Annotated in this window: 10 protein-coding genes; 8 read left to right on the top strand and 2 right to left on the bottom strand. The window is 70.7% G+C overall.

Annotated elements, in window-relative coordinates:
• Positions 1-20: 20 nt before the first annotated feature.
• Positions 21-4883 (bottom strand): NAD-glutamate dehydrogenase, encoded by a 4863-nt coding sequence (locus E9998_RS12335; RefSeq protein WP_136530001.1) that lies wholly within the window; start codon positions 4881-4883, stop codon positions 21-23.
• Positions 4884-5060: 177 nt separating this feature from the next.
• On the opposite strand from E9998_RS12335, the gene E9998_RS12330 reads away from it, so the two are divergent.
• The 6 genes from E9998_RS12330 to E9998_RS12305 all read left to right on the top strand — a co-directional run bounded on the left by E9998_RS12330 (position 5061) and on the right by E9998_RS12305 (position 9806).
• Positions 5061-5675, top strand: a complete 615-nt coding sequence (locus E9998_RS12330; protein WP_136530000.1) for a DUF4178 domain-containing protein — start codon at positions 5061-5063, stop codon at positions 5673-5675.
• 44 nt (positions 5676-5719) lie between these two features.
• Positions 5720-6211 carry a DUF2617 family protein gene (locus E9998_RS12325; protein ID WP_158299789.1) on the top strand — a complete coding sequence of 164 codons (492 nt, stop codon included), beginning with the start codon at positions 5720-5722 and terminating at the stop codon, positions 6209-6211.
• A 54-nt stretch (positions 6212-6265) separates the two neighbouring features.
• Positions 6266-6727: a DUF4247 domain-containing protein gene (locus tag E9998_RS12320; protein WP_136529998.1), complete on the top strand. Its 462-nt coding sequence runs from the start codon at positions 6266-6268 to the stop codon at positions 6725-6727.
• Positions 6728-6761: 34 nt separating this feature from the next.
• A complete protein-coding gene (locus E9998_RS12315; protein WP_136529997.1) occupies positions 6762-7232 on the top strand; it encodes a DUF350 domain-containing protein in 471 nt (156 codons plus the stop codon).
• Complete coding sequence (locus tag E9998_RS12310) at positions 7229-8806, top strand: polyamine aminopropyltransferase (protein ID WP_136529996.1); 1578 nt, start codon at positions 7229-7231, stop codon at positions 8804-8806. The genes E9998_RS12315 and E9998_RS12310 overlap by 4 nt, the downstream gene beginning before the upstream one ends.
• Positions 8807-8954: 148 nt before the next feature.
• On the top strand, positions 8955-9806 hold the full coding sequence (locus tag E9998_RS12305) for a helix-turn-helix domain-containing protein (RefSeq protein WP_136529995.1): 852 nt from the start codon (positions 8955-8957) through the stop codon (positions 9804-9806).
• An 86-nt stretch (positions 9807-9892) separates the two neighbouring features.
• Here E9998_RS12305 and E9998_RS12300 read toward each other — a convergent pair whose 3' ends face one another.
• Positions 9893-10870 (bottom strand): oxidoreductase, encoded by a 978-nt coding sequence (locus tag E9998_RS12300; protein WP_136529994.1) that lies wholly within the window; start codon positions 10868-10870, stop codon positions 9893-9895.
• A gap of 118 nt (positions 10871-10988) precedes the next feature.
• On the opposite strand from E9998_RS12300, the gene E9998_RS12295 reads away from it, so the two are divergent.
• On the top strand, positions 10989-12170 hold the full coding sequence (locus tag E9998_RS12295) for an alpha/beta fold hydrolase (protein ID WP_136529993.1): 1182 nt from the start codon (positions 10989-10991) through the stop codon (positions 12168-12170).
• An 88-nt stretch (positions 12171-12258) separates the two neighbouring features.
• Positions 12259-12675, top strand: coding sequence for a hypothetical protein (locus E9998_RS12290; protein WP_136529992.1), 417 nt, complete (start codon positions 12259-12261; stop codon positions 12673-12675).
• Positions 12676-14314 lie beyond the last annotated feature (1639 nt).

Raw genomic sequence — 14314 nt, 5'->3', positions numbered from 1 at the left:
CGTACGTCGTACGGCGAGCGTTACTCGTCGGTGTCGGTGTCCATGCTGCGGATCTGGCGCAGCGCGACCGAGAGGACGGCGAGCTTCTCGTCCGAGCGCTCGGCCTCGGCCGTGGCCTCGTGGATGCGTTCGATCTCGGCGGCGTTGCGGTCGGCCCACGAGCCCACCGCCTCGGCCGGGTCGGTGCCCGGCTTCGCTTGCAGCACACCGGAGGTGAGACCGGCCATCGCCCCGTACAGGTCGTACCGCAGGGCCGAGCGGGCGAGGGTCTGCCAGCGGTTGGTGCGCGGCAGGGCCGAGATCTGGTTGAGGATCTCGTCGAGGTGCACGCGGGCGGCGATGCCGTAGTAGACCTCGGCGGTCGTGTCGAGGTCGGTCTCCAGCAGGCGGGCGCACTCGACCACGTCCACGAGTCCGAACCCGAAGATCGGGGCCGAGGCCTCGCGGGCGACGTCGTCGGGCATCCCCTGCTCCTCCAGCTGGTCGCAGAACCGCTCGAACCCGACCGCCTCGGAGTCGGTGAGCAGTTCCGGCAGGCGCGGCTGGAGCACGGCCAGGCCCGGGTGCAGGCGCCCGATCTCGGCGGCCACGTCGAGAGTCCCGCGCCGGTGCTGCACGAGCCAGCGCACGCCCCGGTCGAGGAGCCGCCGGATGACGAGCATGGAGGCGACCTGGGCTTCCTGCGGGACCTCGTTGTCGAGCGCTTCGATGCGCCGCCACAGGTCGGGCAGGCCGAATGAGTCGCGGATGATGACGAAGGCGCGGATGACGTCGGCGACGGCCGCGCCGGTCTCGTCGGCGATGCGGAACAGGAACGTGGTGCCGCAGCGGTTGACGGCCTCGCCGACGACGGCGGTGGTCACGATCTCGCGGCGCAGCGGGTGGTCGGCCATGAGGTCGGCGTAGGTCTCGCGCAGCGGCGCCGGGAAGTACTCGCGCAGGACCGGCGCGGTCCACTCCTCGTCGGGCAGGTCCGAGTCGAGCACGGCGCGTTTGGCCCAGATCTTCACGTACGACAGGAGGACGGCGAGTTCGGGCTCGGTGAGGGCGGCGCCGGTGGCGGCGCGCTCCTTGAGCTGCTTGTCGCTGGGCAGGCCCTCGATCTCGCGGTCGAGGCCGACGGTCTTCTCCAGGTGCTTCATGAGCCGCACGTGCACGGGCAGGAGGCGCGCGTTGAGCTTCCTGGCATTCGCCAGCGCCATGTTCTGGCCGTAGTTGTCGGCGAGGACGGCGTGGGCGACGGCGTCGGACATGTCCATGAAGAGCTTGTCGCGGCTGGCGGGGTCGATGCGGCCGCCGAGGGTCGCCGAGCGCAGGAGGATCTTGATGTTGACCTCGTGGTCGGAGGTGTCGACGCCCGCGGAGTTGTCGATGAAGTCGGTGTTGATGCGCCCGCCCGCGGCGCCGGGGCCGCCGGTCAGGGCGTATTCGATGCGGCCGAGCTGGGTGAAGCCGAGGTTGCCGCCTTCGCCGACGACGCGGCAGCGCAGGTCGGCGCCGTCGACGCGGACGGCGTCGTTGGACTTGTCGCCCGCGTCGGCCTGGGACTGCGTCGCGGATTTGACGTAGGTGCCGATGCCGCCGTTCCACAGCAGGTCGACCGGCGCGGTGAGGATCGCGCGGATGAGTTCGGGCGGGGTGATGTCCTTGACGTCGGCGTCGATGCCGAGTGCGGTGCGGACCTCGTCGGAGACGGGGATGGATTTGGCGGTGCGTTCCCATACGCCGCCGCCCGCGGAGATGAGGGTCGGGTCGTAGTCGGCCCACGTGGAGCGGGGCAGGTCGAACAGGCGGCGGCGTTCGGCGAAGGACGCGGCGGCGACGGGGTTGGGGTCGATGAAGATGTGCATGTGGTTGAAGGCGGCCACGAGCCGGATGTGCTCGGACAGGAGCATGCCGTTGCCGAAGACGTCGCCGGCCATGTCGCCGATGCCGACGGCGGTGAAGTCCTGCGCCTGCGTGTTGAGGCCTTCGGCTCTGAAGTGACGTTTGACGGACTCCCAGGCGCCGCGGGCGGTGATGCCCATCTTCTTGTGGTCGTAGCCGACCGAGCCGCCGGAGGCGAAGGCGTCGCCGAGCCAGAAGCCGTATTCGGCGGCGACGCCGTTGGCGATGTCGGAGAAGGTCGCGGTGCCCTTGTCGGCGGCGACGACGAGGTAGGGGTCGTCGCCGTCGTGGCGGACGACGTTCGGCGGGGGCACGACGTTGTTGTCGGCGTCGCGGTTGTCGGTGATGTCGAGGAGGGCGGAGATGAACTCGCGGTAGCGGGCGACGCCTTCGGCCTGGAGTGCGGCGCGGTCGGTGAGGTCGTCGCGTTTGAGGACGAAGCCGCCTTTGGCGCCGACGGGCGTGATGACGGTGTTCTTGACCTCTTGGGCTTTGACGAGGCCGAGGATCTCGGTGCGGAAGTCCTCGCGGCGGTCGGACCAGCGCAGGCCGCCGCGGGCGACCTTGCCGTAGCGCATGTGGACGCCTTCGAAGTGCGGGGAGTACACGAACACTTCGTACACCGGCCGGGGCTTGGGCAGGAAGTCGATGGCCCTGGCGTCGAATTTGAAGGCGACGTACTCCTTGGGGCGCCCGGCGTTGCCGCGCTGGAAGTAGGAGGTGCGCAGGGTGGAGCGGATGAGGGTGAGGAAGGCGCGCAGGATGCGGTCGGCGTCGAGGCTGGGGACGGCGGCGAGGCCTTCGGCGAGGGTCTGGTCGATGCGGGCGACGGCGGCGTCGCGGTCGGCGCCCACGCGCGGGTCGAAGCGGGCTTCGAAGAGGTGCACGAGGTCGGCGGCGATGTCGGGGTGGGCGCCGAGGGTGGCGGCGATGAACTCCTGGGAGAACACGAAACCGCACTGGCGCAGGTATTTGGCGAGGGCGCGCAGGACGACGACCTGGCGCCAGGTGAGTTCGGCGGTGATGACGAGCTCGTCGAAGCGGTCGGACTCGGCTTCGCCGGCCCAGGCGGCGCGGAAGGCGTTCTCGAAGCGGATGCGCAGCTGCGGGACCGATTCGGCGGCCTCGCCGGGCAGTTCGATCCCGAAGTCGCTCAAGTGGATCGTCGCGTCGGGGCGTTTGATGTGGTAGGGGCGTTCCTCGGCGACGCGCACTCCGAGGTTCTTGAGCACGGGGAGCGCTTCGGAGAGGCCGACGGGGCGGCCGTAGGCGTAGACCTTGAAGTGGACGTCGGCGTCGTCGCCGCCGCGGCGGAACAGCTGGAGCTCCATGTCGCCGGCCTCGCGGAGCATCTCCAGTTTGGCGATGTCCTTGGCGGCGTCGATGGGCGAGTGCTCGGCCTTGTACGCGGGCGGGTAGGCGTGCGCGTAGGCCTTGGCGAGGGTGCGGGCCTGGCCTTCGCCGATGTGGTGGTCGAGCTGGAGGGCGAGGTCGGCGTCCCAGGATCGGGTGGCGTCGGCGAGTTCGGCCTGGATGGACTCGACGTCGACGGGCCCGGCGGGGGCGTAGGGGTCGATGCGGACGACGAAGTGGAGGCGGGCGAGCACCGATTCGGTGACGCGCGCGTCGTAGTCGACGGCCTCGCCGCCGAGGCGGCGGCGCAGGATCTCCTGGATCTTGAGCCGGTTCTCGGTGTTGTAGCGGTCGCGGGGCAGGTAGACGAGGCAGGAGTAGAAGCGGCCGTAGACGTCGCGGCGGGCGAACAGGCGCAGGCGGCGGCGTCCGGCGAGGCGCAGGACGCCCATCGCGGTCGAGTAGAGGTCGTCGGTGCGGGCCTGGAACAGCTCGTCGCGCGGGTAGGTCTCCAGGGCGGTGACGAGGTCTTTGCCGGAGTGGGAGGAGAGGGTGACGCCGGAGCGGGCGAGCACGTCCTGCACCTTCCGCTTGACCACGGGCAGTTCGGTGACGCTGGAGAGGTAGGCCGCGGAGGTGAACAGGCCGAGGAAGCGCAGTTCGCCGTCGGGTTCGCCGTTGGCGTCGAAGGTCTTCACGCCGATGTAGTCCATGAAGGACGTGCGGTGGACGGTCGAGCGCGCGTTCGACTTGGTGATGACCAGGAGCCGCCTGGTGCCGATCTGGGAGCGGGCGTCGGCGTTGAACGAGTTGATGGGCCGCGGGCGGGCCGGGGCGCGGCGCAGCAGCCCCAGGCCGGTGTCGGCGAGCGGGGTGAGGGCCTGGTCGGCGCCGTCGCCGGTGAGGCGGTACTGCCGGAAGCCCAGGAACGTGAACTTGTCGTCGGCGAGCCAGCGCAGCAGCTCGACGGTGTCGTCGATGTCCTTGGGCGGCACGGGAAGTCCGGGGCCCTTCGCGCCGGAGGCGCGGGCGTCGAGGTCCTCGGCGATCGCGAGGGCCTTGGCGCGCATGGCCTGCCAGTCGGCGACGCAGGCGCCCACGTCGGCCAGGACGGTGCGGATCTCGGCTTCGAGGAGCGCGAGGACGCCGGGGTCGGCGACGCGCTGCGTCTCGATGTGCATCCACGATTCGGCGCGGCCGGCCTCGGCGGGCGCCTCGGTGAGATTCCCCTCATCATCGCGGCGGACCGGGACGATGGGGTGGACGAACACGGTGATGTCGATGCCGTGCTGGTTGAACAGCCCGGTGAGGGAGTCCACGAGGAACGGGGAGTCGTCGCAGACGAGGTCCACGCGGGTGAACGCGCCCGCGTCGGGGCCCTCGGCGTCCTCGGGGCAGTCCACCTCCAGACGCACCTCGCCCGGGCGGCGCACCTCGGCCATGCGGCGGTGGTGCGCGGTGGTCTCCAGGAGCTGCTGGGCGCTGCGGCCGACGAGATCGTCGTCGGACACCAGGCTCCAGTAGAGGTCGACCAGCCGGGCCAGGGATTCGTCGGATCCGGCCAGTTCGGCCGCTTCGGTCAGCAGTTCCTCCCGGTCGGGGAGGGTCTCGCGGAACTCTTCGTCGCCGATGAACGCCAACACGTCTCGATCTCCAGTCCGAATCGCTTCGGCTCACCTCGTCGTGAGCCGTCTCCAGGCTAGATCCTATGTTTCACAGGGGTCGCACGGGTGACACCGCGGCCCGCGGCCCGGCGGTACAGTGAGTCGCAGGGACCCGTCCCGTACGAGCACCTCACCTCCCGAAGCGAAGGCAACGCCATGATCTGGATCCTCCTCCTCCTCGTAGCCGCCGCCCTCATCGGCTGGTGGCTGTGGCGCCGCAACCGCAGCGAGAGCGAAGCGGCCCCCGCCCACCGGCCCGTCGACCCGTTCGCCGACGCCGACACCGACGTCCTGCGCGGCGACCCCCGCCGCCTGCGCGCCTCCGACCTCGTCGAGCTGTACGGCAAGACCCTCGCCGTGCGCGGCACCCTGCGCCTGACCGAGGGCGACTACGCATGGTCGGAGCACTTCCTGGACACCGGGACCGGCGTCAAGCGCTGGCTCTCGGTCGAGGCCGACCCCGACCTCGAGGTCGTCATGTGGGAGGAGATCACCGACGCCGACCTCCAGCCCGGTCCGCGTGAGCTCAGCCACGACGGCGTGTCGTACCGCTCCGACGAGAAGGGCACCGCCAAGTACGTGAGCGAGGCCACCACCGGTCTCGCCGAGCGGGGCACCGTCCGCTACCACGACTACGCGGGCCCCGACGGGCAGAAGCTCTCCTTCGAGGCGTTCGGCGACGGCGCCCGCTGGGAGCTCGCCAAGGGACTCACCTTGGACCGCAACCAGATCACCATCTACCACCAGAGCGGCGCCGACGACGGCGCCTGACCGACGACGATCCCCCGGAGCCCACGCTGATAGCCCATATCGAGGTGCCGTTCATCGACGTCTCGGCCGCCTCGCTCACCTTCCGGCCCGACGCCCCGTCGATGCCGGTGCTCGACCGCATGGAACGCGACGCCGGACCCCTCCGGCTGTCCCTGCGCCTCCTGGGCGCCAGCCACCAGGCCGTCGTCGCAACCCCCGACGGCCTCATCGCCGAGACCCTCGCCTACCGGTCAGACTTCGCGCCCGACCTGCCCGAGGCGTTCAGCCAGCGCGTCGGCTCCTGGCGGCACCGCTACGAGTGCACCGTCGAGAGCCTCACCGTCCCCGAGCTGCGCTCGCGCGTGCGGGCCCTGCGCGACCGCGCGCTCATGCGCAGCGACGCCCCCGACCTGCTCGTGGGCGTCTTCGGCGAGGACCCCGACGCCCTGACGGCCCTGGAGGTCACCGGCACCGCCCCGCTGACCTGGCGGACCGTGCACACCTATCCCCAGTACGGCGAGGTCGTCACGACCACCGGCACCGTCGTACCCGTCTAACGGCACCGCGACCGTAAGCTGGACCGATCCCCCCGACAGACGACCGAGGACACCATGAGTCACGAGCAGTCCCCCGCCGCGCCGGCGTCGCGCGGCATGAACTGGAAGCACTGGACGGCGATCGTCGTCGTGATCGCGCTGTGCTGCGGCGGCGTGTTCCTGATGAACTCGAACTTCTCGAACCCCACCGGGACCATCCGCGACCACTACACGCGGGCCGCGAACCTCGACGAGGGCGGCGGGACGGCCTACACCTCCAGCTCGTCCCCCGCGACCGTCGCCGACCAGATCGACGACGACGCCGACGCCATGGAGGAACGCTCCTCCGGAGGCACCTACTACCTCCAGTACTCCAAGCACATCGTCGCCATCTCCCCCTACAACGGCGGCTCCAAGATCCTCCTGCACGACTACCGCAGCGGCTACAACCACTACTCCTCGGTGTTCATCCTGTGGGGATGGTCCTCCTCGCCGCCCTCGCCCTTCCGGGGCGGCGGCCCCGGCTCCGGCAAATAGGTCCAGACCCGCGATTCGAAAGGCACAGCCTCCAATGTTCCAAGACCTCGCGGCCGGCGACGGCCCGCTCGGCGGCCTCCTGTCGGACGACGTGCTCGGCGCGCTCGTCGGCGCCGTCGCCTACAGCGCCGTGGGCATCGTCCTCATGGTGCTCGGCTACCTCGTGACCGACTGGCTCACCCCCGGCAAGCTCGGCGAGCTGATCTGGACCGAGCGCAACATGAACGCCGCGATCCTGCTCGCCTCCAACGTCCTCGGCGTCGGCCTCATCGTCGTCGGCGCGATCTGGGCCTCCGAGGGCAACGTCCTCGTCGGCGTCGTCTCGACGTTCGTGTACGGCGTCATCGGCCTCGGCGCCATGTCCCTGGCGTTCCTCGTCCTCGACTGGCTCACCCCCGGCAAGCTCGGCGCGATCGTCGTCGCCGAGGGGACCCAGCCGGCCGTGTGGGTCAGCGCCGCGATGCACCTCGCCTTGGGCGGGGTCATCGCGATGGCGCTGTCTTGACCGCCGAGAGCGCCCCTCAAGCCACGCTCTCGCCGCGGCGGGTCCGCCTCTCGCGCTTCGGCCTGCTCGCCACGGCCTTCGCGGTCTCGGCGTGCGGGCTCGTCTACGAACTCGCGCTCATCACCTTGGGCGCCTACCTGGTCGGGAACACCGCCAAGCAGGCCTCGATCGTCTTGGCGGTCATGGTGTTCGCGATGGGCCTGGGGGCGCTGGCGGCGAAGCCGCTGCGCCGCTGGCCCGCGCTGTCGTTCGCGGTCGTCGAGCTGGCGCTGGCGCTGCTCGGCGGCTTCAGCGTCATGCTCCTCTACGCGGCGTTCGCGTGGACGGACCTGTACTCGCTGCCGCTGGTCCTCGTCGCGGCCGCGATCGGCCTGCTCATCGGCGCCGAGATACCCCTGCTCATGGAACTGCTGCAACGCATCCGCGAGCAGGCGGCGGGCGCGGCGGTCGCCGACCTCAACGCCGCCGACTACCTCGGGGGCCTCATCGGGGGTCTCGCGTTCCCGTTCGTGCTGCTGCCGTTCTTCGGGCAGATCCAGGGCGCGCTCCTGGTCGGGGCGGTGAACGCGGTCGCGGGCGTGGCGCTCATCTACGTGCTGTTCCGCGAGGACCTCTCCAAGCTCGCGAAGCAGCTCCTCACGCTCGTGGCGGCCGGGACGGCGGTGCTGCTCATCGCGGCGTTCGCCTACACCGACCGGTTCGAGACGAACGCGCGCCAGGCCCTGTACGCGGCGCCGATCGTCTACTCCGAGGACAGCGTCTACCAGCAGATCGTCATGACCGAGTCGGCCTCGCCGTTCGGCGAGCGGGACCTGCGGCTGTACCTCAACGGCGACCTCCAGTTCTCCTCCGTGGACGAGTACCGGTACCACGAGGCGCTCGTGCACCCGGCGATGAGCGGCCCGCACGCGAACGTCCTGGTCCTCGGCGGCGGCGACGGCCTCGCGGTCCGCGAGATCCTGCGCTACGAGGACGTCGAGACGGTCACCCTCGTGGACCTCGACGGCGCGGTCACCGACCTCGCGCAGGGGTTCGGCGACCTCGTGGACCTCAACGAGGGCTCGATGAACGACCCGAAGGTCGAGGTCGTCAACGAGGACGCGTTCACCTGGCTGCGGCAGCAGACCGGCACCTGGGACACGATCATCGTCGACATGCCCGACCCGGACGCGACCGAGACCGCGAAGCTGTACTCGGTCGAGTTCTACGGCCTCGCCACCGACCACCTGAACGAGACCGGCCGGATGGTCGTGCAGAGCGGCTCGCCTTACTTCGCGCCCAAGACGTTCTGGACCATTCACTCCACACTGGAGGCCTCCGGCTACGAGCCGACCCCGTACTGGGTGAGCGTGCCGAGCTTCGGCGACTGGGGCTTCCACCTCGTCCAGGCCGACGGCGAGGCGCCGGTTCTGAGCCTGGACACCTCGATCGGCCCGTTCCAGTCCCTCACGCCCGAGCTGCTGGAAGCGGCGCAGGTCTTCCCGCCCGACCGCGACGAGATGGACATGGAGCCCTCGACGCTCATGCACCCGGTCATCCTCGACCGCGTCGAATCGGAGTGGAAGAACTACTGACCGGCCCGGACGACCGCACCCGTCGAGCAAGGCGCCGGTCGGCGACCCATCGAAGCCCGGCCGCCTGAGCGGGCGACGCCGAAGCGGGAAGCGACTCCGCTCCCGCCGACCTGACCGCAGGGCGCCCGGCTCGGACTACCATCGCCCCATGCCCTCTGAGATCCAGACGCTCGGCAGTCTCCTCCGCACCTGGCGCGAACGGGTCGACCCGCGCGAGGTCGGGCTCGCCGGGGGCGGCCGGCGCCGCACCAAGGGGCTCCGCCGCGAGGAGCTCGCCGGGCTCGCGGGCGTGAGCGCCGACTATGTGGTGCGGCTCGAACAGGGGCGGTTCCGCACGCCGTCGGCGCAGGTCGTGTCCGCGCTCGCCCGCGCGCTCCGGTTGTCGGACAGCGAGACCGAGCTGCTGTTCCGTGCCGCGAACCACCTGCCGCCGGGCCAGACCACGATCGACGCCCGGGTCTCCCCCGCCGCGCGGCGGCTCGTCGCCCGAATGCCGGACCATCCGCTGGCGGTCTTCACCGCCGACTGGACGCTCCTGCACGCCAACCGGCTCCTCTGCGACCTCTTCGACCTCCCGCCGCTGGCCGAGGCGATCGGCGAGAACCTCGTGGTGCGCACCTTCGTGCACGAGGTCTCCGCGCAGATCGCCACGCCCGCCGGGGGCGACGAGATGTTCGAACGGGCGCTGGTCGCCGACCTGCGGCTCTCGGCGACCGAGCTCGGCGAGGACCCCACCTTCCAGGACCTCGTGACCACGGTGCGCGCCAAGAGCCCCCGCTTCGCCGCCTACTGGGACGAGGGCCGCGCGGCGCCGCACATGAGCATGGTCAAGACCGTCCACAACTCCGTGGTCGGAGACCTGGTCATCGACTGCGACCTGCTCAAATTCGCCGACTCGAACGTCCGGCTCATCCTCTGCTCGGCCGCGCCGGGCACCCCCGACTCGGACAAGCTCGACGCCCTGCGCGCCAGGGCGAACCGAACCGACAGGACCGACTGAGCGGACCGCCGGGCACGGCTCACGCCCCCGAACGGCCGGGCCTCTGCCCTGCCGCACCCGGCGCCGCACTCACCGCTTGCCCGGGGTCAGCCTCCGAGCGCGAACGGTTGGACCTTGTCGAGCCGGTCCAGGTCCTCGGCGTCGAGCGTGATCGCGCCGACCGCGAGGTTCTCGTCAAGGTGCGCGGTCGAGGCGGTCCCGGGGATGAGGAGCATCTTCTCGTACCGGGCGAGCAGCCACGCCAGCGCGATCTGCGAGGCGGTGGCGCCGTGCTTCCGGGCGACCGCGCTCACCTGCGCGTCGGCGGCGAGGTGCTTCGGGCCGCCTCCGCCGAAGGCCGAACCGAGCGGGAAGAACGGCACGAACGCGGCCCCGTGCTCCCGGCACAGCTCCACGATGTCGTCGTCGGCGCGGTTGACGAGGCTGTAGGCGTTCTGGACGCCGACCGCCCCGGCCTCGATCGCGATCCGCACACTCGCCAAGTGGGCGTTGGAGATGCCGATCATGTCGATCTTGCCTTCGTCGCGGAGCTCGATGAGGGCCCCGAGCTGGTCTTCGACCGACGGCTGGTCCGAAGCGCCGTGGTCGCGCTCGAACCGGCGCAGGTTCACGAGGCCGAGCCGTTCGACCCGCAGCGAGCGCAGATTCTCCTCCACCTGGAGTTTCAGGTCGGCCGGGTCCCCGGCGGGCAGCCAGCCGCCGTTCGCGTCGCGGGCACCGCCGACCTTCGTGGCGAGGATCAACCCTTCGGGGTACGGGTGGAGCGCTTCGCGAATGAGGTCGTTGACGACGTCGGGACCGTAGATCTGCGCAGTGTCGATGTGGTCGACCCCGGAGTCGACGGCGTGCCGCAGCACGGCCTTGGCGTTCTCGGGGTCGGCGGGCGGCCCGAAGACGCCGGGCCCGGCGAGCTGCATCGCCCCGTAGCCGATCCGGTTGACGGTGGCATGGCCGAGGTTCGCGGATGCGGCGGCGGAAGCAGTGATGGCAGCGCTGACGGAAGCGGTGTCGGCCTCGGCGGGAACTGCGGTGGAGGCTGCGGTGGTGGTTTCTGATTTGGTCATGCCACGAAGGTAGATCGGTCCGGGGCGGTGCTCCAGAGAAGGCTTTTCGTGGGAACGATGTTCCCATCCAGGACCGGCGCCGATTACCCTGAACGCCGACCCCCACGATGGAGCCACGTTGACCCCTCTGACGCGGATCGCCCTGCGGCGCTTGACCTCGACCGACCGGAAGCTCCTCGACGCGGGCCCGGTCGCCCGCTCGGGCCGGTGGCTCCGGGCGGGCGGCGCGCGGCTGCTGGCCGCAGCGCTCGCCTGGCCCCATGTTGTGGAACTCGCCGCCGGTCTCCACCGGTCGGCCGTTCCCGCGACGCCCTCAACGGTGGTCTGGCGCTCCGGCCCCGCCATGCTCCGGCGCTACGGCGGCCCGAACAGCGCAGGCGCAGGCGCAGGCGCAGGCGCAGGCGCAGGCGCAGGCGCAGGCGCAGGCGCAGGCGATTATCCCCTCTCCCCCGACCTGCCTGTCCTCATCGTCCACTCGCTGGTCACCCGCCCCTGGGTGCTCGACCTCGCGCTGGGCCGCAGCCTCGTTGCGGCCCTTCGTGATGCGGGCCGAGAGGTGTACCTACTCGACTGGGGCGTGCCCGGCCCGGCCGAGGCGGGGCGCGGGCTCGACGCCTATGCCGAGACTCTCATGGAGGCCGAGCGGGCGGTCCGTGAGCGTACCGGCCGATCAAAAATCCATGTGGTCGGCTACTGTCTCGGAGGCACACTCGCATTGAACGCCCATGCGGCCCTTGGCGACTCCGGACTGGCCTCGTTGACCGTGATCGCGCCCTCGGTCGACGCCGAGGTCCCCGGCGGCATGAGCGGGGTCCTTCGGTCGCCTCGCCTGCCGCCGGTGCTCGCGCTCGACCATCGGGGCCTGGTGCCCGCGCCGATCGTGCGCGAGAGCTTCCACTGGCTGCAACCGGTCGCGATCCGCGCGGCCCGCCAGACCTGGCGGCGCCGGCGCAAACCGACCTGGCGGGCGGTCGCGGGCCCGCTCTCCCGTTGGGTCTGGGAGCAGACGCCCATTCCCGGCGCGCTGCTGTTCGACCTGGTCGACAACGCGAGAGGCGGCAACAGCGGCGACCGGCACCTGCTCGGGCGACCGGCGCGGTTCGACGCCCTGAACGTCCCGATCATGCTCGCTGTCGCCGCGACCGACCACATCGTGCCGCCCGAAGCGAGCCTCGCGCTCCTCGACCGGCTGCGTCGACCCGCGCGGGTCAAGCGCTGCCCTGGCGGGCATGTCGCGATGCTCACCGGCGCGACCCTCCACCGTGAACTCCTGGACTTCCTGGACCGTCCCGCGCCGTGAGCCCCCGTCCGGTCGAACCGGGGCGGTTGCGATCCCGGGCTACCCTGGCGTCCTCATCCGCCCAGATTCCGATGGCAAGGACCACAACATGACCGCACAACAGAACCCCAACGTCGTCACCGTCAAGATCGGCACCGGCCTCTCCGTGCTCTATATCGTCCTCGGAGCGCTCTTCTTGCTGCTCGCCATCGTCCAGCTGCTAACGGGGGACGTCAACATCCCGATCGTCCTCGGCCCGCTGTTCCTGGCGATGGGCCTTCTCTCCCTCTCGCGGCCTTACTGCACCTATGACACCGCCTCCGGTGCGCTCGGCCTGTACTCGCCGCTGGGCTTCCAGGTGCGCTCGTACGGCGCCCCCAAGGGCGAGCGGATCTACTTCGACCCGGCGCAGGGCAAGATCATGCGGGCGCTGCCGGGCGGTCAGCAGAAGAAGGTGAGCGTGTTCGGCGTGAACAAGAGCGAACTCGCCCGCCTCGTCTCGGTGCTCCCCCAGCACCAGGCCTGAGGCCCCGGCGGGCCGGGACCCCGCACCGGTGAACACCCCTGCCGGGCCCGCCTGCCCTGCCCCCGATCAGCACGAGTGACCTGCGCCGGAGCGCTCTGGTGACCGGGCCACCTCGGTCCGGGGCGGCGGGAGGTTCATCTCGCTGCCGGGCTGGCTGCACCGCTTCGGCCCGGTTTTCGGCTTGCCAACGGGTCCACAACGGGCCACGCCCTGGGGCCGGTCTTGCTCCGGGTGATTCGGCTGGTGGGCCAGTGGCGGCGGGGTCTGGTGGCCGGAACCCGAGGTTAAGGCGGGCAGCGACAATGAGCTGGGTGGTTCGTGCGGCCGTAGTGCCGGGGCCGGGTCGGTTTCGCCCGGCCTCAAAGCGGGCGGCGACAAAGGGCTGGGTGGTCGGTGTCGGAGCGTGTTCGTGGCCGGGCCGTCTCAGTCCGGGGCGGCGGGCGTTCGTCTTGCCGCTGGACTGGCTGTGCTGCCTCGGGCTTGGTCTTCGCCTTACCCGTTGGGCTGCAACGGGTGGCGTATGGGCGCCGTGCCGCGCGGTGAGCGGCTTGGCTGGTGGCCGGAGCCCGAGGTCAAGGCGGGCAGCGACAATGAGCTGGGTGGTTCGTGCGGTCGGATCGCGGGGCCGGGTCGGTTTCGCCCGGCCTCAAAGCGGGCAGCGACGAGGGGCTGGGTGGTTGGTGTCGGAGCGTTCGTGTGGCCGGGTTGTCCCGGTCCGGGGCGGCCGGGGTTGGTCTTGCCGCTGGACTGGTTGTCGCTCCCCCTTCCTGTTCGCCCTGCGCCGCTTCACACCGTCGCGCACCGCGTAGCCTGGTCCAGCCTCGCCCCGGTGCGCATGGTGAGGACCGATCCGCCTCCCCAGATTGGCTTCGCCTGCCTCGCTTGGCGTCAACGCGCTTCGCCCCGCATCTCGACAACCGCTGCGATCCGCCGCGCCCAATGAAGGCCACGGCGCCCAGCTTCGCGCCGCTTTGACGCCCGCCTGGCTCGGCATCATCTCGCCTGCCTCGCCTGGCGAATGCCGATCCGCAACCTCGCGTTGAGTGAAGCCGCTCCGCTTCGCTATGCTGCCCCCGCCCCGCTCGGCTACCTTCTTACCCCGCCTCACCCGGTGAAAGCCGCACTGCTTCGCGCTGTGCCACTTCGGCATACCGCCCTCAACCTGCTCGGCAAGCTTCTTGCCTCGCCTCACCCGGTGAAGACCGCACTGCTCCACGGTGTGCCGCTTCGCCGTACCCGCTCCGATCCAGTTCGCTTCGCCTGCCCCGCCCTGCTCTGCTCTGCTTCGCTTCGCTTCGGTTTCCTCGCCCGGCGTTTCGTGGTGCTTCGCCGTGCTCGGTCCACTTCGCTTCGCTTCGCGTTGCAGGACACCGTAGTGCCCGCCGATCGAACTCGCCCTCGCCCTCGCGCTTGCACTTGCGCTGGTGGCCGGATGTGCTGTCTTGAACGGTCCAGGCACTACAGGCCCGACCGCGGTGCGACACCACACCACCCACACGCGCACTCGCTCGCGAGCGTGCTCGATCACCTGCTGACTTGCTGCCTTGCTGTCGTGCTTTCGTGCTCGTGTGGTTCGTGTGTCCTGCCCTCCGGTCGATGCCCTCCACACCCACACGCCATGCGTGTCGGTCTGCGATGC

Source organism: Glycomyces paridis (genome assembly GCF_004912155.1).
In the GTDB taxonomy this organism is placed as follows: Bacteria; Actinomycetota; Actinomycetes; order Mycobacteriales; family Micromonosporaceae; genus Glycomyces; species Glycomyces paridis.
Note: the sequence above shows the minus strand (reverse complement) of the source record. Positions and strands in the feature narration are given on the sequence as shown.